The organism is Marinobacterium sp. xm-d-564 (assembly GCF_013283345.1).
Classification (GTDB): domain Bacteria; phylum Pseudomonadota; class Gammaproteobacteria; order Pseudomonadales; family Balneatricaceae; genus Marinobacterium_E.
This window is the reverse complement of record NZ_WBYO01000005.1, coordinates 94602-115993: the sequence shown is the minus strand read 5'-3', so window position 1 is coordinate 115993 and position 21392 is coordinate 94602. Positions and strand designations below refer to the sequence as shown.

At 50.8% G+C, this 21392-nt stretch carries 17 protein-coding genes and 1 pseudogene; 2 read left to right on the top strand and 16 right to left on the bottom strand.

From position 1 onward, the window contains the following. Positions 1-50: 50 nt before the first annotated feature. The 10 genes and pseudogenes from ribA to glyA form a co-directional block, all read right to left on the bottom strand. Positions 51-662 carry a GTP cyclohydrolase II gene (gene ribA, locus XMD564_RS07205; protein ID WP_173480732.1) on the bottom strand — a complete coding sequence of 204 codons (612 nt, stop codon included), beginning with the start codon at positions 660-662 and terminating at the stop codon, positions 51-53. Positions 663-747: 85 nt separating this feature from the next. Beyond that, complete coding sequence (locus tag XMD564_RS07200) at positions 748-1221, bottom strand: phosphatidylglycerophosphatase A (protein ID WP_173480135.1); 474 nt, start codon at positions 1219-1221, stop codon at positions 748-750. Continuing rightward, positions 1214-2182, bottom strand: a complete 969-nt coding sequence (gene thiL / locus XMD564_RS07195; protein ID WP_173480134.1) for a thiamine-phosphate kinase — start codon at positions 2180-2182, stop codon at positions 1214-1216. Before thiL ends, XMD564_RS07200 begins: the two co-directional genes overlap by 8 nt. Continuing rightward, positions 2182-2655, bottom strand: a complete 474-nt coding sequence (gene nusB / locus XMD564_RS07190; protein ID WP_173480133.1) for a transcription antitermination factor NusB — start codon at positions 2653-2655, stop codon at positions 2182-2184. Before nusB ends, thiL begins: the two co-directional genes overlap by 1 nt. Before the next feature lies 1 nt (position 2656). After that, the gene (gene ribE / locus XMD564_RS07185) at positions 2657-3130 is read right to left on the bottom strand and encodes a 6,7-dimethyl-8-ribityllumazine synthase (protein WP_173480132.1); all 474 of its coding nucleotides are present in this window, start codon (positions 3128-3130) and stop codon (positions 2657-2659) included. A 6-nt stretch (positions 3131-3136) separates the two neighbouring features. Further along, positions 3137-4252: a bifunctional 3,4-dihydroxy-2-butanone-4-phosphate synthase/GTP cyclohydrolase II gene (ribBA, locus tag XMD564_RS07180; protein WP_173480131.1), complete on the bottom strand. Its 1116-nt coding sequence runs from the start codon at positions 4250-4252 to the stop codon at positions 3137-3139. A 13-nt stretch (positions 4253-4265) separates the two neighbouring features. Next, complete coding sequence (locus XMD564_RS07175; protein WP_173484448.1) at positions 4266-4931, bottom strand: riboflavin synthase; 666 nt, start codon at positions 4929-4931, stop codon at positions 4266-4268. A 9-nt stretch (positions 4932-4940) separates the two neighbouring features. Further along, entirely contained in the window at positions 4941-6038 is a 1098-nt protein-coding gene (ribD, locus tag XMD564_RS07170; RefSeq protein ID WP_254445597.1) for a bifunctional diaminohydroxyphosphoribosylaminopyrimidine deaminase/5-amino-6-(5-phosphoribosylamino)uracil reductase RibD, read from the bottom strand. A 137-nt stretch (positions 6039-6175) separates the two neighbouring features. Beyond that, positions 6176-6637: pseudogene (gene nrdR, locus XMD564_RS07165) on the bottom strand (transcriptional regulator NrdR); the annotation flags it as partial. 95 nt (positions 6638-6732) lie between these two features. Next, complete coding sequence (gene glyA, locus XMD564_RS07160; RefSeq protein WP_173480128.1) at positions 6733-7986, bottom strand: serine hydroxymethyltransferase; 1254 nt, start codon at positions 7984-7986, stop codon at positions 6733-6735. A gap of 269 nt (positions 7987-8255) precedes the next feature. On the opposite strand from glyA, the gene ettA reads away from it, so the two are divergent. Then, positions 8256-9914 carry an energy-dependent translational throttle protein EttA gene (ettA, locus tag XMD564_RS07155; RefSeq protein ID WP_173480127.1) on the top strand — a complete coding sequence of 553 codons (1659 nt, stop codon included), beginning with the start codon at positions 8256-8258 and terminating at the stop codon, positions 9912-9914. 49 nt (positions 9915-9963) lie between these two features. Here the strand turns inward: ettA and XMD564_RS07150 are convergent, their stop codons facing one another. Together XMD564_RS07150 and radA are read right to left on the bottom strand one after the other, a co-directional pair. Continuing rightward, positions 9964-10599 carry a nucleoside triphosphate hydrolase gene (locus tag XMD564_RS07150; protein ID WP_173480126.1) on the bottom strand — a complete coding sequence of 212 codons (636 nt, stop codon included), beginning with the start codon at positions 10597-10599 and terminating at the stop codon, positions 9964-9966. A gap of 15 nt (positions 10600-10614) precedes the next feature. Beyond that, positions 10615-11991: a DNA repair protein RadA gene (gene radA, locus XMD564_RS07145; protein WP_173508045.1), complete on the bottom strand. Its 1377-nt coding sequence runs from the start codon at positions 11989-11991 to the stop codon at positions 10615-10617. A gap of 106 nt (positions 11992-12097) precedes the next feature. Here radA and XMD564_RS07140 point away from each other — a divergent pair, with 106 nt between their 5' ends. Then, positions 12098-13369 (top strand): O-acetylhomoserine aminocarboxypropyltransferase/cysteine synthase family protein, encoded by a 1272-nt coding sequence (locus XMD564_RS07140; protein ID WP_173482761.1) that lies wholly within the window; start codon positions 12098-12100, stop codon positions 13367-13369. A gap of 57 nt (positions 13370-13426) precedes the next feature. Here the strand turns inward: XMD564_RS07140 and can are convergent, their stop codons facing one another. The 4 genes from can to gltB form a co-directional block, all read right to left on the bottom strand. Beyond that, positions 13427-14125, bottom strand: a complete 699-nt coding sequence (gene can, locus XMD564_RS07135) for a carbonate dehydratase (RefSeq protein WP_173508044.1) — start codon at positions 14123-14125, stop codon at positions 13427-13429. 58 nt (positions 14126-14183) lie between these two features. After that, on the bottom strand, positions 14184-15248 hold the full coding sequence (gene hemE / locus XMD564_RS07130) for a uroporphyrinogen decarboxylase (RefSeq protein ID WP_173508043.1): 1065 nt from the start codon (positions 15246-15248) through the stop codon (positions 14184-14186). A gap of 109 nt (positions 15249-15357) precedes the next feature. Continuing rightward, positions 15358-16782, bottom strand: a complete 1425-nt coding sequence (locus XMD564_RS07125) for an FAD-dependent oxidoreductase (protein WP_173480113.1) — start codon at positions 16780-16782, stop codon at positions 15358-15360. Positions 16783-16841: 59 nt separating this feature from the next. Further along, positions 16842-21296, bottom strand: a complete 4455-nt coding sequence (gene gltB, locus XMD564_RS07120; protein WP_173480112.1) for a glutamate synthase large subunit — start codon at positions 21294-21296, stop codon at positions 16842-16844. Positions 21297-21392: the final 96 nt, after the last annotated feature.

Below are 21392 nucleotides of genomic sequence, written 5' to 3'. Positions count from 1 at the left end.
CACTGCTGCTGAGGTTTATCAATGCACCAAATCAGTACCAACCTATGCCATTAAGCATCCGGTTTGAAATGCACTTCGCTCATCATATGACCGAGTTTACCCATTTTCGTCTCTAGGTAGTGCTCGTTGTAGCGGTTCTTACCGACTTGCAGTGGCACACGCGACGAGACATTCACACCATACTCTTCGAGTGCAGCGACTTTACGCGGGTTGTTGGTCATTAAGTTAACGCTCTTAACACCGATCGCATCCAACATTGGCTGACACATTGAGTAGTTACGCATATCAGCGGCAAAACCTAAGCGCTCATTGGCCTCTACCGTGTCACAGCCAGAGTCTTGCAGGTTGTAGGCTTTGACCTTATTCAAAAGACCGATACCACGGCCCTCTTGGCGTAGGTAGAGCAGAACGCCTTTGCCCTCTTCGGTAATGCGCTTTAGGGCCTCTTGCAGTTGAAAGCCACAGTCACAGCGCAAGCTGAACAAGGCATCACCTGTTAGACACTCTGAGTGCATGCGGGCTAGAACGGGTTCGTCACCTGCAACATCACCGTATACCAGCGCGATGTGCTCTTTACCGCTCTCGACCTCTTCGAAACCAACCATACGGAATACACCCATAGGCATTGGCAATTTACATTCCGCTATCAGTTTAATATCCAAAATCTTATCCTCAATTCGATGCATCCTTGCATCTTTACCTCTGAATTAGTGAAAGGTATTACGACCAGATCACTAAAGCAGATTGCTATACAGCATAGTTTACCGCTTGCACGACCCCTAGCGCCATCAATCCAGCCAATAGATCATCCAACATAATGCCTAGGCCACCCGAGACGCGTCGGTCTGCCCAGCCTATCGGCCAGGGCTTCCAGATATCGAATAGACGGAACATCACAAACCCGAACACGACCCACTCCCAGCCCGTCGGAAGCGCAATAAAGGTAATCCATAGGCCAACAAACTCATCCCAGACAATGCCGCCATGATCATGAACACCCAGATCGTCTGAGGTTTTGCCACACAACCAGCAACCCAATAAAAAGGTCACCAACATTAATAAAAGATAGGGTATCAGTGCCCAATCGTTGAATAGGTACCAAATAGGAATGGCCGCAAGCGTACCGACGGTGCCGGGTGCTTTTGGCGCGGCACCACTGCCCAAACCAAAGGCTAAAAAGTGAATGGGGTTTCGCCAGATACTGGCAGGCGCTCTATTCATGTTCGTTTCCAAAATGGTTGAAACCCAATGAGGCAGGCAGAGGCACAGGTTCGCCCGATTTCAACAGTGTGATCCCTGTTTGTTGTGTGATCTTGCCTACTAGAGTCAGGGGTAGTGCTAGACGTTCACTGATTTGTTGAAGTTCAGGCACTCTATCCTGTGGAAGTGTAAAGCAGAGTTCAAAATCCTCACCGCCTGAAAGCGCCCATCTCTCTGCCAAATCTGGGGCAAGATCTTTAATGTCGGCTGATAGAGGTAGTGACTCAGTATGGATCTCTGCCCCAACACCCGAAGCGGTTAATAGATGCCCAAGATCCGCTAATAGACCATCCGACACATCCACGGCTGAATTCGCAATTCCACGCAGCGCCTCACCCAGCGCAAGTCGCGCGGTTGGGCGATAGTAGCGTTCAAGTAGGTAATCAGACCCACTTTCACACTCAGCAGTTAATAGCGCTAATCCGGCTCGGGAATCGCCTAGAGTGCCGCTGACCACAATGGCATCGCCAGCTTTAGCACCGCTACGTTTAAGCGCCATGCCTAACGGAACCTCTCCATGCACCTGAGCCGTAAACACTTGTTGTTGCCCTGAGGTGGTATCCCCGCCGACCAATATCAGTGAGTAGTGATGACAGGCCTCTGCTAAACCTTTTGAGAAGGCTGCTAACCACTCTCGCGTAGGCCCATTCAGTGTACAGGCAAGTGTCAGCCATTTGGGGAATGCCCCCATTGCCGCCAAGTCGCTGACACTACTGGCAACTAATCGCCACGCCAAATCTTCTGGATCGATGTCCGGTAGAAAATGAACACCTTCAACCAGCGTATCGACAGAGATAGCGAGTTCGGTATGGGGACTGGACGTTAACAGAGCGCAATCATCACCAATGCCGAGTTGAACACTGGGATGATCGCCACTGATGGAGTCAAAATAGCGGCGAATCAGATCGAATTCGCCTGGCATTACTTACCGCGGTTGGCTTTGATCTCGACAGCGCGGACTTTTTGCGCCAGCTTATCGAGGACGCCATTAACGTACTTGTGGCTCTCGGTTGCCCCAAAAATTTTCGCCAACTCAACGCTCTCGTTGATAGCGACTTTATAAGGGACTTCGATACGATTGATCAGCTCATAAGCACCGATACGAAGTACGCTCACTTCCACCGGATCTAACTCTTCGACGTTACGATCCAGATAGATGTTAAACGCTTGATCAAGCTCTGCTTTTTGCGCATTCACGCCTTGCAACAGTTCAGAGAAGAGCGGTACATCGGTTTCACTCATGTCGTTGTCGACACGAAAATGAGCCTCTACCTCATTCGTTGGGTTTTTTGTCAGCTCTTGAGAGTAGAGTGCCTGCAGCACAAAGCTGCGAGCGTTGCGACGCTTCTCTGTATTAGAGACTTTTTTGCGCTTAGGAGCCTGTTCTTCGCTCATCTTAAACCTCAAGTTGGCGAAGAAGACTCACCATCTCAACAGCTGATAGCGCGGCTTCAGCGCCTTTGTTACCTGCTTTCGTGCCAGAGCGCTCGATTGCCTGCTCGATAGAGTTCACTGTCAGAACGCCGTTTGCAACTGGGATATCAAAGTCGAGAGATACCTGGGCTACACCTTTAGACGCTTCGTTAGAGACGTACTCAAAGTGTGGCGTACCACCACGAATTACCGCACCCAGTGCGATGATTGCATCATCTTGTTTCTGTTGAGCGACGCGCTTAACCGCCAATGGAATCTCAAACGCACCCGGTACACGAACGATGCGGATATTATCTTCAGAAACGCCGTGGCGTTTAAGAACGTCGATAGCACCTTCTAATAGGCTCTCTACGACAAATGAATTGAAACGGCCAACAACGATTGTGTAGCGACCATTTGCAGCGACAAAATCGCCTTCAACTACTTTTACACTCATGATCTTTTACTCTGCAAAAGGGATGTATTCATCAATCTCAAGATCAAAGCCTGAGATTGCATTAAATTTCATTGGTGAACTGAGCAGGCGCATTTTGCCTACCCCAAGATCACGTAGAATCTGTGAACCAGTACCTACTGTCAGGTAAGCGCCGGACGCGCTGACATTCACTTTAGACGGTTTAGAACCACTGGTGATCTGGCTGATAGAGTCGCCAAGATCGATGCGATTACCACTATCCAGAAGCAGGGCAACACCCTTACCTTCTGCAGCGATACGCTCTAGTGCGCGACGCAGTGTCCACTTAGCTTCACTCTCCTCAGCTACGCCAACCACGTCACGCAGAACTTCAGAGCGGTTGTGTACACGAACCATAGTCGGCTCATCAGCACTGATATCACCTTTGTGAAGTGCAAGGTGGGTACAGCCGAGGATCTCATCGTTATAGGTCGTGTAATTAAACTGACCGTAATCTGTCTCCAGTGAACCTGTGTCTGCCACCGTCACTGTCTGCTCATTAGTCGTACGGTAGTGGATTAGATCCGCAATAGTACCGATCTTCAAACCGTGCTCTTTGGCAAAGATCTCAAGGTCGGGACGACGCGCCATGGTGCCATCTTCGTTCATCACTTCGACGATCACAGACGCTGCGCTCATACCTGCCATACGAGCCAAATCACAACCCGCTTCTGTATGACCTGCACGGCTTAATACACCACCTGGCTGTGCCATCAATGGGAAGATGTGACCTGGCTGAACGATATCCTCAGGTTTAGCATCACCACGCACGGCTGTACGCACAGTATGAGCACGATCAGCGGCTGATATACCCGTGGTCACACCTTCAGCCGCTTCAATAGAGACCGTGAAGTTGGTGGAGTAGGCTGCACCGTTGCTCTGCACCATCAGCGGGAGGTTCAGACGTTCACAGTGTTCACGCGTCAAGGTAAGACAGATTAGACCGCGGGCATTCTTTGCCATGAAGTTGATGTCATCTGGACGCACCATTTCGGCCGCAATCACTAGATCACCTTCATTCTCACGATCTTCATCATCCATCAGGATAACCATCTTACCTTGGCGAATGTCGTCGAGTAGCTCTTCGACGCTGTTTAATTGCATATCCACTCCTAAATTAACGCCTGTGCATAAAGCCTGCAGAGGCCAACATCTCCAATGAAATCCCTTCACTGGACGATTCAGATTCCTGCTTCGTTTGAAGCAAACGCTCCAAGTAGCGAGCGATCATATCTACTTCGATATGAACACCATGCCCCACTTCATACTGACTAATGATCGTTGTATCTGCCGTATGAGGCACAATGTTGAGGTAAAAGCTGTGTTCATCAACGCTGTTCACCGTCAAACTTACACCGTCTATTGTAACCGATCCCTTCGGCGCGATATAGCGAGCTAACGAGCTAGGCATGTCGACGGCTATGCGCACTGAGCGGGCATCGCGCTCAATGGAAGCGATGCTACCCACAGCATCGACATGTCCAGAGACTAAGTGCCCGCCTAAACGGGTTGTTGGCAGCAGTGCTTTTTCCAGATTGACCGCTTCACCGGGTCGCAGATCCATCAATCGAGTATGTGCCAGACTCTCTTGCGAAACATCGGCCGTAAAATGTTGTTGATCATACTCAATCACGGTGAGGCAGACCCCATTGGTGGCAATACTGTCGCCTAACGCCACATCGGACATGTCCAATTGACCCGTTGCTAGGGTCAATCGAAGGTCGCCACCAACCTCTTGTTTGGCAGCGACGGTACCGATCGCTTCTATAATTCCGGTAAACACCTTCTGCTCCTAAACTGTCCAGGTCATGCGAAGATCATGACCAAACTGTCGGACATCTTTCAGTTTCATCTCGATCGCTTCAGACATCTCAGTTAATGGAAGCTCAGCTAGAGGGCGGGCATCAGACCCCATCAATTTAGGTGCCATATAGTGAACCAACTCATCTACTAACCCTGCTGCTAGCATGGCACCGGCTAACTGGGAGCCACACTCCACCAACACCTCATTACAGGACTCTTTTTCGGCCAAATAGCTAAGCAACTGTGGCAAATCGATACGCCCTGCTTCATTCGCTAGTTGAACCTGCTCAGCACCCTCAAGTGGGTTGCAGTTGTTTGCAGCGACAACCTGCAAGGTTCTGCCAGGCAGCGCCAGCATCTGTGCTGAGGCTGGCAGCCTGCCCTGCGAATCCAGTACCACGCGCAAGGGTTGACGACCTTCAGTCAGCGGCACAACCGATGCCGGCAACTGAGCTTCCCGAACCGTCAAAGCAGAATCATCTTGTAGAACCGATCCGACCCCGGTAATCACTGCACTACTGCGGGCTCGCAGTCGTTGCACATCGGCTCGCGCTTCAGGGCCAGTGATCCACTGCGACTCACCCGATGCCATGGCCGTTCGGCCATCAATACTGGTGGCAAGTTTCAATCTAACAAAAGGACGGCCGCGCTCCATTCTGGAAAGAAACCCAGGATTCAGTGCCCGCGCTTCACTCTCAAGTAACCCGGCAGCCGCATCGATTCCCGCCGCTTTCAACATTGCAATGCCTTTTCCGGCGACTTCAGGGTTTGGATCAACCATGGCCGCAACGACACGCGTCACTCCGGCGTCGATGAGTCCTTGAGAGCAGGGTGGCGTCCGACCAAAGTGGCTGCAGGGTTCCAGAGTGACATAGGCAGTCGCACCGGTTGCATCACCGGCCGCTTTTAACGCGTTGACTTCTGCATGGCCCTCACCGGCGCGCTGGTGGTAACCCTCGCCGATAATCACACCATCGCGCACCAATACACAGCCGACTCTGGGGTTAGGGTCTGTGGTGTAGGTGCCTTTAGCCGCCAGCTGTATGGCTCTTGCCATGTACTGGCGATCTTCGATCGTAAAACTCAAAGTAGCTCGTCTCCAAACAGATCTGGACTATCTGGAACCTGTGGTTCCTGTTTTTTCTGACGAGATTTACGACTCGGTTTCGATTTAGGTTCTGGTTGGGCGTTAGCCGTCAGTGCCGATTTCGAGGCACTTTTAGTCTCAACTACTTCGGGCTCAGCTAGACGCTCAATTTCAAGTTTAAACTCATTGATGTCTTGGAAGTCACGGTAGACCGAAGCAAAACGAACGTAAGCGACCTGATCAAGCTTACGCAGTTCAGCCATGACCGCTTCGCCGACCAGTTTTGACTCAATTTCACGCTCTCCCGGTGCACGCAAACGCTGCTTTACACGGTTCAAACAGGCTTCAATCTGTTCAATACTGACCGGGCGCTTCTCTAGGGAACGTGTAATACCTGAACGGAGTTTCTCTTCGTCGAACGGCTGGCGACTGCCATCATTCTTAATCAGACGCGGCATTAACAGTTCAGCCGCTTCAAAGGTGGTGAATCGCTCATGACAGCTCACGCATTCGCGACGACGACGAACTTGCTGACCTTCTGAGATCAGTCTTGAGTCGTTCACTTTGGTGTCCGATGCGCCACAGTAGGGACAATGCATATTGGCCTCTCAGTGCTGTTAAAAGAGCGAAAAAGGGCAGCTCAATGCTGCCCTCGGTATTCTATGTGGTTGAGAGCGAACTCTCAAATCCACAATTAAGCGTAAACTGGGTACTTCGCGCAGATCGCTTTAACCTGCTCTTTCACGCGGTTGATCACATCATCATTGTCGATGTTCTCAAGCACGTCACAGATCCAGTTAGTTAGCTCAGCCACTTCAGCCTCTTTGAAGCCACGACGAGTAACGGCTGGAGTACCGATACGTAGACCTGAAGTGACGAACGGTGAACGTGGGTCGTTTGGAACCGAGTTCTTGTTCACAGTGATGTTAGCACGACCTAGTGCCGCATCAGCATCTTTACCGCTGTACTCTTTGCCAATTAGGCTCAGTAGGAATAGGTGGTCATCAGTACCGCCAGAAACGACATCAAAGCCACGCTGCTGGAATACTTCAGCCATCGCCTGTGCATTCTTAACAACCTGTGCTTGGTACGCTTTCCACTCTGGCTCCATCGCCTCTTTGAAGCAGACAGCCTTAGCCGCGATAACGTGCATCAATGGACCGCCCTGAGACTCTGGGAATACCGCAAAGTTCAGTTTCTTCTGCAGCTCTTCATCAGCGCGCGCAGATAGAATCAAACCACCACGTGGTCCGCCCAGTGTTTTGTGAGTCGTTGTTGTCACGACGTCAGCGTATGGCAGTGGGCTTGGGTAAACGCCAGCAGCCACTAGGCCTGCAATGTGTGCCATATCGACAAATAGGTATGCACCCACTTTGTCAGCGATTTCACGGAACTTAGCCCAATCAACGACACGCGAGTAAGCAGAGAAACCGGCAATGATCATTTTCGGTTTATTTTCTAGAGCAAGACGCTCAACTTCCGCGTAGTCTAGGTCACCGTTCTCATCAAGACCGTACTGGAAGGCATTGTAGATACGGCCTGAGAAAGAGACTGCAGCACCGTGAGTCAAGTGACCACCGTGTGCAAGGCTCATACCCAAAATAGTATCGCCGGCTTTACAAAGCGCCATAAATACAGCCGCGTTAGCTTGTGAACCTGAGTGTGGCTGAACGTTTGCAAACGTTGCACCGAAAAGCTCTTTAGCACGCTCAATCGCAAGCGTTTCTGCTTTATCAACGTACTCACAACCGCCGTAGTAACGTTTGCCTGGGTAACCTTCCGCGTACTTGTTAGTAAGAACTGAACCCTGCGCTTCCATAACACGTGGACTGGTGTAGTTCTCTGACGCAATGAGCTCGATGTGCTCTTCTTGACGCGTCTCTTCAGACTGCATTGCTGCCCAAAGTTCTGCATCGTAGCTAGCGATGTTCATATCCTTACTAAACATGGAGATCCCCTGTATTGGTTCAACGATCTGACGACTTTGGCTGCAATCGAGAAGCCTGGTCAGCTCGAAAGATTTTGATGGCGCGCATTATAAGGCAAAACGGGTAGAAAAATCACTTGAAAAGCGATCAGGTCAACCTGCAATTGTTCTCAAGTTTAAGTGTGCCGCCCTGTGATTTGACCGCCCCCTATCTGGTATACTCTGCGCAACCTTTTTAAATGGGTCATGCAACGGCGTTGTAGCCCAGATATTTTGCTAGGAATCAACACATGGCACAGTTTGTCTACTCAATGAACCGCGTTGGTAAGGTGGTCCCACCTAAACGCGAAATTCTTAAAGATATCTCTCTATCCTTTTTCCCTGGCGCGAAGATCGGTGTCCTCGGTCTTAACGGTGCAGGTAAATCAACGCTGCTAAAAATCATGGCAGGCGTTGATCAGGATTACATCGGTGAAGCGCGCCCAATGCCCGGCATTAACGTCGGTTACCTACCGCAGGAGCCTGAGCTGGATGAGACAAAAACCGTTCGTGAAGTGATCGAAGAGGCGGTGGCCGATGTTAAAGGCGCTATGGCTGAGCTGGACGAAGTCTACGCAGCATACGCTGACCCAGATGCTGATTTTGATGCCCTAGCTAAACGCCAAGGCGAATTAGAGAACCTGATCACCGCCAAAGATGGTCACAACCTTGATACAGCATTAGAGCGTGCGGCCGATGCGATGCGTCTACCGCCTTGGGATGCTGAGGTAAAACACCTATCTGGTGGTGAGCGCCGTCGTGTTGCTCTGTGTCGTTTGCTGCTTGATCACCCAGACATGCTGCTACTCGACGAGCCGACCAACCACCTGGATGCTGAGTCGATCGCATGGATCGAACGCTTCCTCCAGGAGTACCCTGGCACCGTGGTTGCGATTACCCACGACCGTTACTTCCTTGATAACGCGGCTGGTTGGATTCTGGAACTGGACCGTGGCCATGGTATTCCATGGGAAGGCAACTACAGCTCTTGGCTAGAGCAGAAAGATGCACGTCTAGAGCAAGAAGCGAAACAAGAAGCGGCTCACCAGAAAGCGATCAAAGCGGAACTTGAGTGGGTTCGCCAAGGCGCTAAAGGTCGTCAATCGAAATCGAAAGCGCGTTTGAAGCAGTTCGAAGAGATGAACTCTAAAGAGTTTCAGACTCGTAACGAGACACAAGAGATCTACATTCCACCTGGCCCACGCCTAGGTGACAAGGTGATCGAACTGAATAACGTGACTAAGAGCTACGGCGATAAGCTGTTGTTTGAAAACCTCAACTTCTCAATTCCACCGGGTGCAATTGTCGGCATCATCGGTGCCAACGGCGCGGGTAAATCGACTCTGTTCCGCATGATTGCCGGTGAAGAGCAGCCAGATTCAGGCTCTGTCGAGCTTGGTTCAACGGTACAGCTTGCCTACGTCAACCAGTCTCGTGAATTAGATGGCAACAAGACGGTCTTCGAAGAGATCTCTGACGGTTCTGATATGATCACGGTAGGCAACTACACCACCCCTTCACGCGCCTACTGTGGTCGCTTCAACTTCCGCGGTTCCGATCAGCAGAAGTTTGTCAAAGATCTGTCAGGTGGTGAGCGTAACCGCCTGCATATGGCGAAATTGCTTAAAGAGGGTGGCAACGTACTGCTTCTCGATGAGCCAACCAACGACCTGGATATCGAAACGCTACGTGCACTTGAGGAGGCAATTCTAGCCTTCCCAGGTTCTGCGGTAGTGATTTCCCACGACCGTTGGTTCCTTGACCGTATCTGTACTCACATGATCGCCTACGAAGGTGACTCACAGGTGACCTTCTTTGAAGGTAACTACACTGAGTACGCGGAAGACTACAAGAAACGCTTCGGCAAGGATCACCAGCCAGAGCGCATCAAGTATCGCCGCATGAGCTAAGCTCCTATCACCATCAAAAAAGCCGCTTCTCAGCGGCTTTTTTTATCTCTCAATCCTGATCAAAAACCAAATCTGCCTTTCGGCTTCGTTCTACCACCGTTTTAGCGTTCGGAAGGTCGTTGTTCCAAGCTTTTTGCTCAGCCTGCTGTTGTGTGTAGCCATGATCTAACCAACGCTGAATCAGCCGACGTTCCAGCTCTTCAAATGTGGGTGATGTGAACACTGTCAGATCAAAATAGGGGGCCAACTCTGACCAAGGCGCTTCGTCTAGTAAAAGGTAGTTACCCTCTACTACGACCACTTCACACCCTTTAGGCAGAAGACCCGCATCGATATGACTCGCCTCAATTGAGCGATCAAAAATTGGGTAACGTACATCAGCATCCGCTTGTTTAATACGTCGTACCAGGCTGATCAATCCCTCTACATCGAAGGTGTCTGGAGCACCCTTTCGATCTAAACGACCTCGTTCGACCAGGACCTCATTGGTTAGATGAAATCCATCCATTGGGATAACAGCGGCCTGTCCATCCCCTTTAGTGTCATTGATAGTGTCGACCAGCTCCTCAGAGAGCGTCGACTTACCGGCACCGGGCGGGCCAACCACAGCGATGACAACCCGTGTGCCAAGCTGATGATAATTGGTTAACCATGAGAGTAGATGTTGTACCTGTTGTGAAATCATTACTGCTTACTCAGATTAGATAGAGTCCAGCGCTTCTGAGAGGCGATCAACGGCGATGATCTTCATACCCGGAACGCTCTCTTTTGGCCTGTTCCCTTTGGGCACAATCGCACGAGTAAAGCCGTGTTTAGCCGCCTCTTTGATTCGCTCCTGCCCGTTTGGCACAGGGCGAATCTCACCGGACAAGCCAACCTCACCAAAGACGATCAAGTCGGTTGGCAGTGACTTATCACGAAAACTGGAGACAATCGCCGTTAATAGCGCCAAATCCGCGCTGGTCTCCATGACTCGTATACCGCCAACCACGTTGATAAAGACATCTTGATCGCCGGTCATTAATCCACCATGACGGTTCAATACCGCTAGCAGCATCGCAAGTCGATTTTGATCCATTCCGACAGCCACACGTTTGGGGTTGGAGTGGTGCGATGTATCGACTAGGGCTTGAAGCTCAACCAGCATCGGACGGGTGCCCTCCCAGACCACCATCACGACGCTGCCTGGCCTTGCATTATCATCACGACTTAGAAAGATAGAACTGGGGTTCTTAACCTCTTTTAACCCTGTCTCCAGCATGGCAAACACACCCAGCTCGTTGACAGCGCCAAAACGGTTTTTATGGCTGCGCAGTGTGCGGAATCGGCTGTCGCTCTCGCCTTCTAGTTGCAGTGAACAGTCGATCATATGCTCAAGTACTTTGGGGCCAGCCAATGAGCCATCTTTGGTCACGTGGCCTACCAGAAAGATCACCGTACCCGTCTGTTTGGCGTAACGCGTTAAATAGGCCGCACTTTCACGAACCTGAGATACTGAGCCCGGCGCCGATTGCACATCGGATACGTGCATCACCTGAATTGAGTCGATGACTAACACCCTAGGCTTGAGCTGATCCGCCACATCACAGATGGTCTCGACAGAGGTCTCAGAGAGCATCTTCAGATCCCCAACCGCTAGGCCTAAGCGTTTAGCACGCATGGCGACCTGTTGCAGTGACTCCTCACCGGTCACATAGAGCGCTGGCATATCGGCCACCAGTGCGGCCATGGTTTGTAACAACAGAGTCGATTTACCGGCGCCGGGATGCCCACCGATCAACACGGCAGATCCAGGTACTAAGCCGCCCCCTAGGACTCGGTCCAATTCACCGATCTTACTGCTGATACGATCTGTCGCTTTCAGCTCCACCTCTGAGAGGCTCACCACTTTCGACTGACCCGCTTCACCGGCATAACCCTGACGACGCACGGCAGCCTGAGCACCACCTGCCGGTGCAGAGCCAAGACGCACCTCTTTCAATGAGTTCCAAGCTTTACAGGCAGTACATTGCCCTTGCCATTTACTGTAATCAGCTCCGCACTCGTCACAGACGTAGGCTAACTTTGCCTTTGCCATATAAGGTTATTACTCCATAGAAGTTGCGTAAGGTTTGGATTACGCGTACAAGATGTCTATCTATTTTGCATTAAGCGTAGATCAATAAGAAGAGAAGGAAAGATAAATGAAATTGGAAACACAAGCGGTACACGCGGGCTATCAAATCGATCCAACCACCAAGTCGGTTGCGGTACCTATCTACCAGACAACCTCTTACGCTTTTGACGACGCACAGCATGGCGCTGACCTATTCGACCTTAAAGTAGTCGGCAACATCTATACGCGCATCATGAACCCAACGACTGACGTTTTAGAGCAGCGTGTCGCAGCGCTAGAAGGTGGCATTGCCGGTCTTGCCGTCGCTTCAGGTATGGCAGCGATCACTTACGCCATTCAGACCATTGCCGAAGTCGGTGACAACATCATCTCGGCCAGTGATCTATACGGCGGCACCTACAACCTATTTGCACACACACTGCCGCGCCAAGGCATTGAGGTTCGTTTTGTTGCCAGCAATGACATTGCCGCTATCGAATCTAAGATTGATGCGCGTACCAAAGCGCTCTACTGTGAATCGGTTGGCAACCCATCGGGTCGTGTTGCAGACATCGAAGCACTGGCAGAGGTTGCACACCGTCATGGCATCCCGCTGATCTGTGACAATACCGTTCCAAGCCCTGCTCTTTGGCGTCCCATTGAACAGGGTGCCGATATCATCGTGACTGCTGCGACTAAATACATCGGCGGCCACGGCAACTCCATTGGTGGTGTGATTGTCGACTCCGGCAACTTCCCTTGGGCTGAGCACGCGGACCGCTTCCCACTACTTAACACACCAGACATCTCTTACCACGGTGTTGTCTACACAGAAGCCTTTGGTCCGGCTGCATTCATCGGTCGCTGTCGCGTAGTGCCTCTGCGTAATACCGGCGCAGCGATCTCACCAATGAACGTCTTCTTGTTGCTACAGGGCATTGAGACCTTGCCACTGCGTATGGAACGCATCTGCTCAAACGCACAGAAAATCGCTGAGTTCCTTGAGAATCACGATCAGGTAACTTGGGTGAAATACGCAGGCCTTGCCTCGCACCAAGATAACGCTCTGGCTAAAAAATACATGGACGGTAATGCATCGGGTGTCATGAGCTTTGGTGTCAAAGGTGGTCGTGAAGCAACGCGTAAATTCTACGATGCGCTGCAGATCTTCCTGCGCCTAGTGAACATCGGTGACTGTAAGTCACTCGCCTCTATCCCCGCCGAAACGACTCACCGTCAGCTGAATGCCGAAGAGTTAGCCTCTGCCGGTGTTACTGAGGATATGGTGCGCCTATCGATCGGTATTGAGCACGTTGACGACCTGATTGCCGATCTGGATCAGGCATTAGCAAGCGTCTAATACGAAGAAGAGCCAACAAAAAGCCCGCTGATGCGGGCTTTTTACTGTTTACTGGATCTAATCGTGATCGCAGAAGGTACTGCAGGTATGACCTTCAACCTGCTTGCCTTTCGCTTCAATCAGATTGACCGCGTCGATAAAGGTAGGACGGATCATCTCTCTGCCGCTAACCGTGAAGCCAAGATCACGCAATAGGCCATCACCGAGACCGTAAATCCAGCCGTGCACATTGAGCTCTTGGCCCCGCGCCCAAGCATCGGTAACCGTAGTGGTGTTACAGACATTTAACGCCTGCTCGACGACGTTCAGCTCACAAAGACGATCAACCTGGTAAGGTTTCGCTTCCCACTGACCGAGGAACTTGCGATGGTTGTAGTAGACATCACGAATATGGCTTAGCCAGTTATCGATGAGGCCGTGGCGCTCATCTTCCATAGAGGCAACGACACCACCACAGCCGTAGTGACCCACGACCATGATGTCTTTGACTTTCAATACATCGACTGCGTATTGAATCACCGACAGACAGTTCATGTCTGAGTGCACGACAAGATTCGAGACGTTGCGGTGAACAAACAGCTCACCCGGCATAAGATCCACGATCTCATTGGCAGGGACGCGACTGTCAGCACAGCCTATCCAGAGGTACTCCGGCGCCTGCTGTGCTGCCAAGGTTGCGAAAAACTCTGGATTAGCCCGGTGGATCTTTTCCGACCAGCCTCGGTTTTTTTCAAACAGCCCACTCAGTTTTTTCATAGTCTCTCGTCTACCGCAGTCTCAGTTTAATCCTGGTGCTTCTTATTTGTGGCGCTTCTTATTTATGGTAAGGGGCACTCAGCTCATGCACTGCATCGACAAAGATTTTGGCATGATCTGGGTTCACAAACTGGTGAATACCGTGGCCAAGGTTGAATACGTGACCGGTACCCGAACCGTAACCTTCAAGAATACGGCTCACTTCAGCGCGAATAGTATCAGCCGGCGCATAAAGTACCGATGGATCCATGTTGCCCTGCAGGGCCACTTTATCACCGACACGATGACGCGCATCTGCAATGTCTGTTGTCCAATCAAGACCCAGTGCATCCGCACCCGCATCAGCCATCGACTCAAGCCACTGACCGCCGTTCTTAGTGAACATGATCACCGGTACTTTGCGACCATCGTATTCACGAATCAGACCATCGGCGATCTTCTTCATGTAGTCGAGTGAGAAGGCTTGGTACATAGGACCGCTCAGAGCACCACCCCAAGTATCAAAGATCTGAACCGCTTGAGCACCGCTGCGAATCTGCTCATTTAGGTAGAGCGTGACCGACTCAGCAAGCTTATCCATCAATTTGTGGAGTACTTCTGGTTGTGAATACATCATCGCTTTGATGTGACGGAAGTCTTTAGAAGAGCCCCCTTCGATCATGTAAGTCGCCAGTGTCCATGGGCTACCAGAGAAGCCGATTAGAGGAACACGGCCGTTCAACTCGGAACGAATGGTCTTCACCGCATCCATCACGTAGCCAAGATCTTTGACTGGGTCTGGAACCGGAATCGCGTCAACGTCTGCCTCTGTGCGTACCTCTTTCTTAAAGCGTGGGCCTTCACCCGCTTCAAAGTAGAGACCTAGACCCATCGCATCTGGAATAGTCAGAATGTCAGAGAATAGAATCGCCGCATCCAGATCGAAACGCTCTAGAGGTTGAATGGTCACCTCACAGGCTAGATCTTTGTTCATGCAGAGTGACATGAAGTCACCCGCCTGGGCGCGTGTTGCTTTGTACTCAGGAAGGTAACGACCCGCCTGGCGCATCATCCATACTGGCGTGTAATCGACTGGCTCTTTCAATAGAGCACGAAGAAAACGATCATTTTTCAATTCAGACATGTTCGCAAATTCCTAAAAATAACTGCGCAGATTGTACCTGCTTTGAGCCTGTTAAGCAGTTAATAAAAAGCCGCTGGGGTCAGCGGCTTTTGATGTAGATCAGCGAGGATTAAACCTCTAGGTAATCAAGAATACCTTCAGCTGCGTTACGGCCTTCGTAAATCGCGGTTACGACCAGGTCAGAGCCACGCACCATATCACCACCGGCAAACACTTTAGGGTTTGACGTCTGGAACGGCAGGCGATCACCCTCTAGTGCAGCATCGACACGACCGTCTTGGTGAAGGTTGATACCGAAATCAGCCATCCAAGGCGCTGGGCTAGGACGGAAACCGAATGCAACCAATACCGCATCAGCAGGTAGGATCTCTTCTGAACCTTCGACCACTTCTGCGCGACGACGACCGTTCTCATCGGGCTCACCCATCTGAGTCGTAACCACTTTGATACCGGTTACTTTGCCGTTCTCACCAACCACTTCAACGGGCTGACGGTTAAACATGAAGTTGACGCCCTCTTCACGCGCGTTTTCGACTTCGCGCTTAGAGCCTGGCATATTCTCTTCGTCACGGCGGTAAGCACAGGTTACGCTCGCCGCTTTTTGACGGATCGAGGTACGGTTACAGTCCATCGCAGTGTCACCACCACCAAGCACAACAACTCTCTTACCTTCCATGCTGATGTATTCAGAAGCATCTTTCTCGTAGCCACGGCAGTGGTTTACGTTAGAGATCAAGAAAGGCAGTGCATCGTAGACACCGTCAAGATCTTCACCTGGGAAACCACCCTTCATGTAGGTGTAAGTACCCATGCCAAGGAAGACTGCATCGAACTGATCAACCAGTTCCTGCATCGTGATGTCTTTACCCACTTCAGTGTTCAGTTTGAACTCAACACCCATCGCTTCGAAGATCTCACGACGCTGAACCATGACATCTTTCTCAAGCTTAAACTCAGGAATACCGAAGGTCAGTAGACCGCCGATCTCTGGGTTACGATCGAATACCACTGGCTTAACGCCGTTACGCGCAAGGATGTCGGCACAACCAAGACCTGCAGGGCCTGCACCGATGACAGCAACCTTCTTATCAGTCCAGGTCACATTGGACATGTCTGGACGCCAGCCCATCGCAAAAGCGGTATCCGTGATGTACTTCTCTACCGAACCGATGGTCACCGCACCAAACTCTTCGTTGAGTGTACAAGCACCTTCACAGAGGCGATCTTGTGGGCAGACACGGCCACACACTTCTGGCAGTGAGTTTGTCTGGTGCGACAGAGTAGCCGCTTCAAACAAGTTACCCTCTGATACCAGTTTCAACCAGTTAGGGATGTGGTTGTGTACCGGACACTTCCATGAACAGTATGGGTTACCACACTCAAGACAACGGTGTGCCTGTGCATTAACGTCCTCTTGTTCAAACGGCTGATAGATCTCAGCAAACTCGCCACGGCGTACTTCTGCTTCGATCTTTTCTGGGCCCTTACGGCCTACTTCAACAAACTGAAAATTGTTGTGAAGACGGGTAGTCATAGTCCCACCTCTTGTCTAAGCCCAGACGCATCTGGGCGATAATCTAATAAACCTAAATCTTACTCTGGAGCGTGTGTCATGCTGTTTAGCAGAACATCTAGGCTCGCCGCTTTTGGCTTAACCAGCCAGAAACTGCCGAGGAAATCTTCGTAGTTATCAAGAATTTCCTGACCCCACGCACTGCCCGTTTCACGAACGAATTCGATGATCACTGAGCGTAGGTGGTTTTTGTACTGCTCCATGTGCTCGGTGTGGATACGGTGAATATCAACCAATTCGTGGTTGTACTTATCCACGAAGCTACGATCTTTATCCAGTACATAAGCGAAACCGCCCGTCATACCTGCACCAAAGTTGTAACCTGTATCACCCAGAACCGTTACCAAACCGCCTGTCATGTACTCACAACAGTGATCACCGGCGCCTTCAACCACGGCGTGTACACCTGAGTTACGAACACCGAAACGTTCACCTGCACAGCCCGCTGCGAACAACTTACCGCCTGTTGCACCGTATAGACAGGTGTTACCGATAATCGCAGTCTCTTGTGAGGCGTAAGTCACTTCTGAGAATGGTTTGATGACGATCTTACCGCCCGCCATGCCTTTACCAACGTAGTCGTTCGCATCACCCTCTAGAAGAAGGTTCTGACCACCGGCGTTCCAGACACCGAATGATTGACCTGCATGGCCACGGAACTTAAAGGTAATTGGGTTGTTTTCCATTCCCAAGTTGCCGTGTTTCTTAGCGATAGCGCCCGAGGTGCGTGCACCGACTGAACGGTCACAGTTAGTGATTGTCAGCTCAAACTCACCGCCGGCTGCTGAATCGATTGCTGCTTGCGCCATCGCTAGCATGTCAGTGTTTAGACGGCCTTCATCAAACGGAACGTTGCGCTCTTGCTGAACCGTCTGTGGACGATCTGCTGGCACACCGGCATCGCTGATCAGTGGCGAAAGATCCAGTGATTTCTGACGATCTGTTTTGCCTTCGATGATCTCTAGTAGATCAACACGGCCAACCATCTCTTCGACAGTGCGCAGACCCAGCTGAGCCATGATCTGACGAACCTCTTCTGCCACAAAGCGGAAGTAGTTCTTAACCATCTCTACAGTACCGCGGAAGTGATCGCTACGTAGACGATCATTCTGCGTCGCAACACCGGTCGCACAGTTGTTCAAGTGACAGATACGTAGGTACTTACAACCCAATGCAACCATTGGCATGGTACCGAAACCGAAGCTCTCTGCACCCAGTAGCGCGCCTTTAACAACGTCTAGACCCGTTTTCAAACCACCGTCTGTCTGCAGACGAATCGCACCACGCAGATGGTTACCGCGCAGTGACTGGTGAGTATCGGCTAGACCAAGTTCCCAAGGTGAACCTGCGTAGTGAATCGATGTTAGAGGTGATGCCGCAGTACCACCGTCGTAACCAGAAATTGTGATCAAATCTGCATAGGCTTTAGCAACACCACAGGCAATGGTACCGACACCTGGACGAGAGACGAGCTTCACAGAGACCAGACCTTCAGGATTCACCTGTTTAAGGTCGAAAATAAGCTGCGCCAAATCCTCGATCGAGTAGATATCGTGATGCGGTGGAGGCGAGATCAATGTCACACCTGGCACCGAGTAACGTAGGCGCGCGATTAGGCTGTTAACCTTACCACCTGGTAGCTGACCACCTTCACCTGGTTTCGCGCCCTGAGCCACTTTAATCTGCATAACATCAGCATTCACCAGGTATTCCGGTGTCACACCAAAACGGCCCGATGCGATCTGCTTGATCTTAGAGCGCTTAATGGTGCCGTGACGGACAGGATCTTCACCACCCTCACCTGAGTTAGAGCGACCGCCCAGTTCGTTCATAGCAACCGCTAGAGCTTCATGCGCCTCTGGAGAGAGTGCACCGAGCGACATTGCCGCTGTATCAAAACGTGGGTAAATCGCTTCAGCGGGTTCTACTTCGTCAATGCTGATCGGAGTGACATCTTTAAGCTTAAGCATGTCACGAATCGTCGCAATGCCACGTTCGTTAACCAGTTTAGCGTAACGGTCGTAGTGCTTCTGATCACCCGACTTAACCGCTTCGTGGATTGCTTGAACCACGTCTGGGTTGTAAGCATGGTACTCGCCACCAAACTTGTACTTCAGTAGGCCGCCATCAGTGATTGGCTTACGTGCGATGAAGGCTGTTTTAGCCAACGCCGCTTGGTCCTCTTCAAAGTGAGCAAATTTAGAGCCCTGAATACGGCTAGTAACCCCTTTGAAACAGAGATCAACCACTTCATCACTAAGACCGATCGCTTCAAACAACTGAGCACCACGGTACGACGCGATGGTCGAGATACCCATCTTAGATAGGATCTTGAACAGGCCTTTATCAATACCTTTACGGTAGTTCTCGTGGCTTTGTAGAGCATCTTGTAGCATCTCGCCAGTACGACAAAGATCAGTCAGCACACGGTAAGCCAAGTATGGGTAGACCGCGGTAGCACCAAAACCGAATAGAACTGCGAAATGGTGTGGGTCACGAGCCGTACCAGTCTCTACAATGATGTTGGCATCAGTACGGATACCTGTATCGATTAGACGGTGGTGAACGGCACCCGTCGCCATCGCTGCATGGATAGGTAACTTACCTTTCTCAATGTTGGCATCCGATAGGATGATGATCGATTTTCCAGCACGAACCTCAGCTTCCGCCTTATCACAGACAGCAACGATCGCTTTATCAAGCGATAACTCTTCTGGGTTGTAGTTAAGATCGATAACAGCAACTTCAAACCCTTTTTCATCGTTGTCACGAATACGGTAGAACTTGCTTGCAGAGAGTACTGGCATCGTCAATACAACACGACGAGCGTGATCCGCAGTCTCTTCAAATACGTTTTGCTCACGACCTAGGCAGGTCTCTAGTGACATCACGATCGCTTCACGTAGTGGGTCGATTGGTGGGTTGGTCACCTGAGCAAACTGCTGACGGAAGTAATCGTATGGCGAACGAATCTTCTCTGATAACACGGCCATCGGCTTGTCATCACCCATTGAGCCAACCGCTTCCATGCCACTTTCGCCCAACGGACGAAGCACCTGGTCACGCTCTTCAAAACTTACATTGAACATCTTCATGTAAGTCTTAGTCTCTTCTGGGGACATATCACTGAGCGCTTCCGCTTCAACGGAAAGATTCATCGTGTTCTCTAGACGCAGTGTGTTCTCTTTCAACCACTGCTTGTAAGGCTGTGCCTTCTTAAGACGATTATCGACATCATCAGTGTGCAGTACATCACCTGTCTCTGTATCGATTGCTAGAATCTGACCCGGTCCAACACGACCTTGAGCAACAATATCGCTTGGCTCGTAGCTGAATACACCGATCTCAGAAGCGGTACAGATCATGCCATCTTTGGTCATCACCCAACGAGATGGACGAAGACCGTTACGGTCTAGAAGACAGACCGCGTAACGACCGTCAGTCATAACCATACCAGCAGGACCATCCCAAGCTTCCATGTGCATCGAGTTGTACTCGTAGAATGCACGTAGCTCAGTGTCCATGGTGTCAACGTTCTGCCACGCAGGTGGAATGATCATACGAACCGCGCGGTAGATATCGATACCACCAACCAGTAGGAATTCGATCATGTTATCCATTGATGACGAGTCAGAGCCGGTGGTGTTAACGATTGGCTGTAGCTCATCAAGATTTGGAATCAATGGAGTAGCAAATTTAGAGGCGCGAGCACGTGCCCAGTTGCGGTTACCTTCAACCGTGTTGATCTCGCCATTGTGGGCAAGGAAACGGAATGGCTGTGCAAGAGGCCAGCGCGGTGCTGTGTTCGTTGAGAAGCGCTGGTGGTAGGTACACACCGCTGTCTTCAACTCAGGATCTGCAAGGTCTTTATAGAACACAGGAAGATCGACCGGCATCATCAAGCCTTTGTAGCTGATCACGCGCTCAGATAGGGTACAGATGTAGAAATCTGCATCATCAGACAGAGCGATCTCAACTTTACGGCGAGCCACAAACAGCGCAACTTCAAGCGCTTTTGCATCCATGTCTGACACATTGATCAGAACTTGTTCGATCTGTGGAAGCGTCTCTTTCGCGATAGGACCAAGGCAGCTGTCATCCGTCGGAACTACACGCCAGCCAGCAACGGTAAGGCCCTGCGCTTCAAGTTCGCGATTCATGACAGTACGAGCATTGTCAGCCGCCGCGGCATCCTTAGATAGGAATACCATGCCAACAGCAAAGGTGTCAGTTAGGTCGACATTCAACTCATTCTTAGCGGCTGCACGCATGAAATCGCGTGGCATCTGCATCAACAGACCACAGCCATCACCCGTCTTACCATCCGCTGCAATACCACCACGGTGAGTCATGCAGGCCAATGCTTCAATGGCGTTATCAAGTACCTTATGACTTGCTTCGCCCTGCATGTGGGCCATTAGACCAAAACCGCAGTTATCTTTAAATTCATCCGCGCGATACAGACCGTTGCTCATACGCTATTCCTACCTAAAAACTTAAATAAAATCAGGCACTTAAAACCTGAATACACCTCTAGAGAAATGACACAGAGGCAAAATGGGACCGTAATT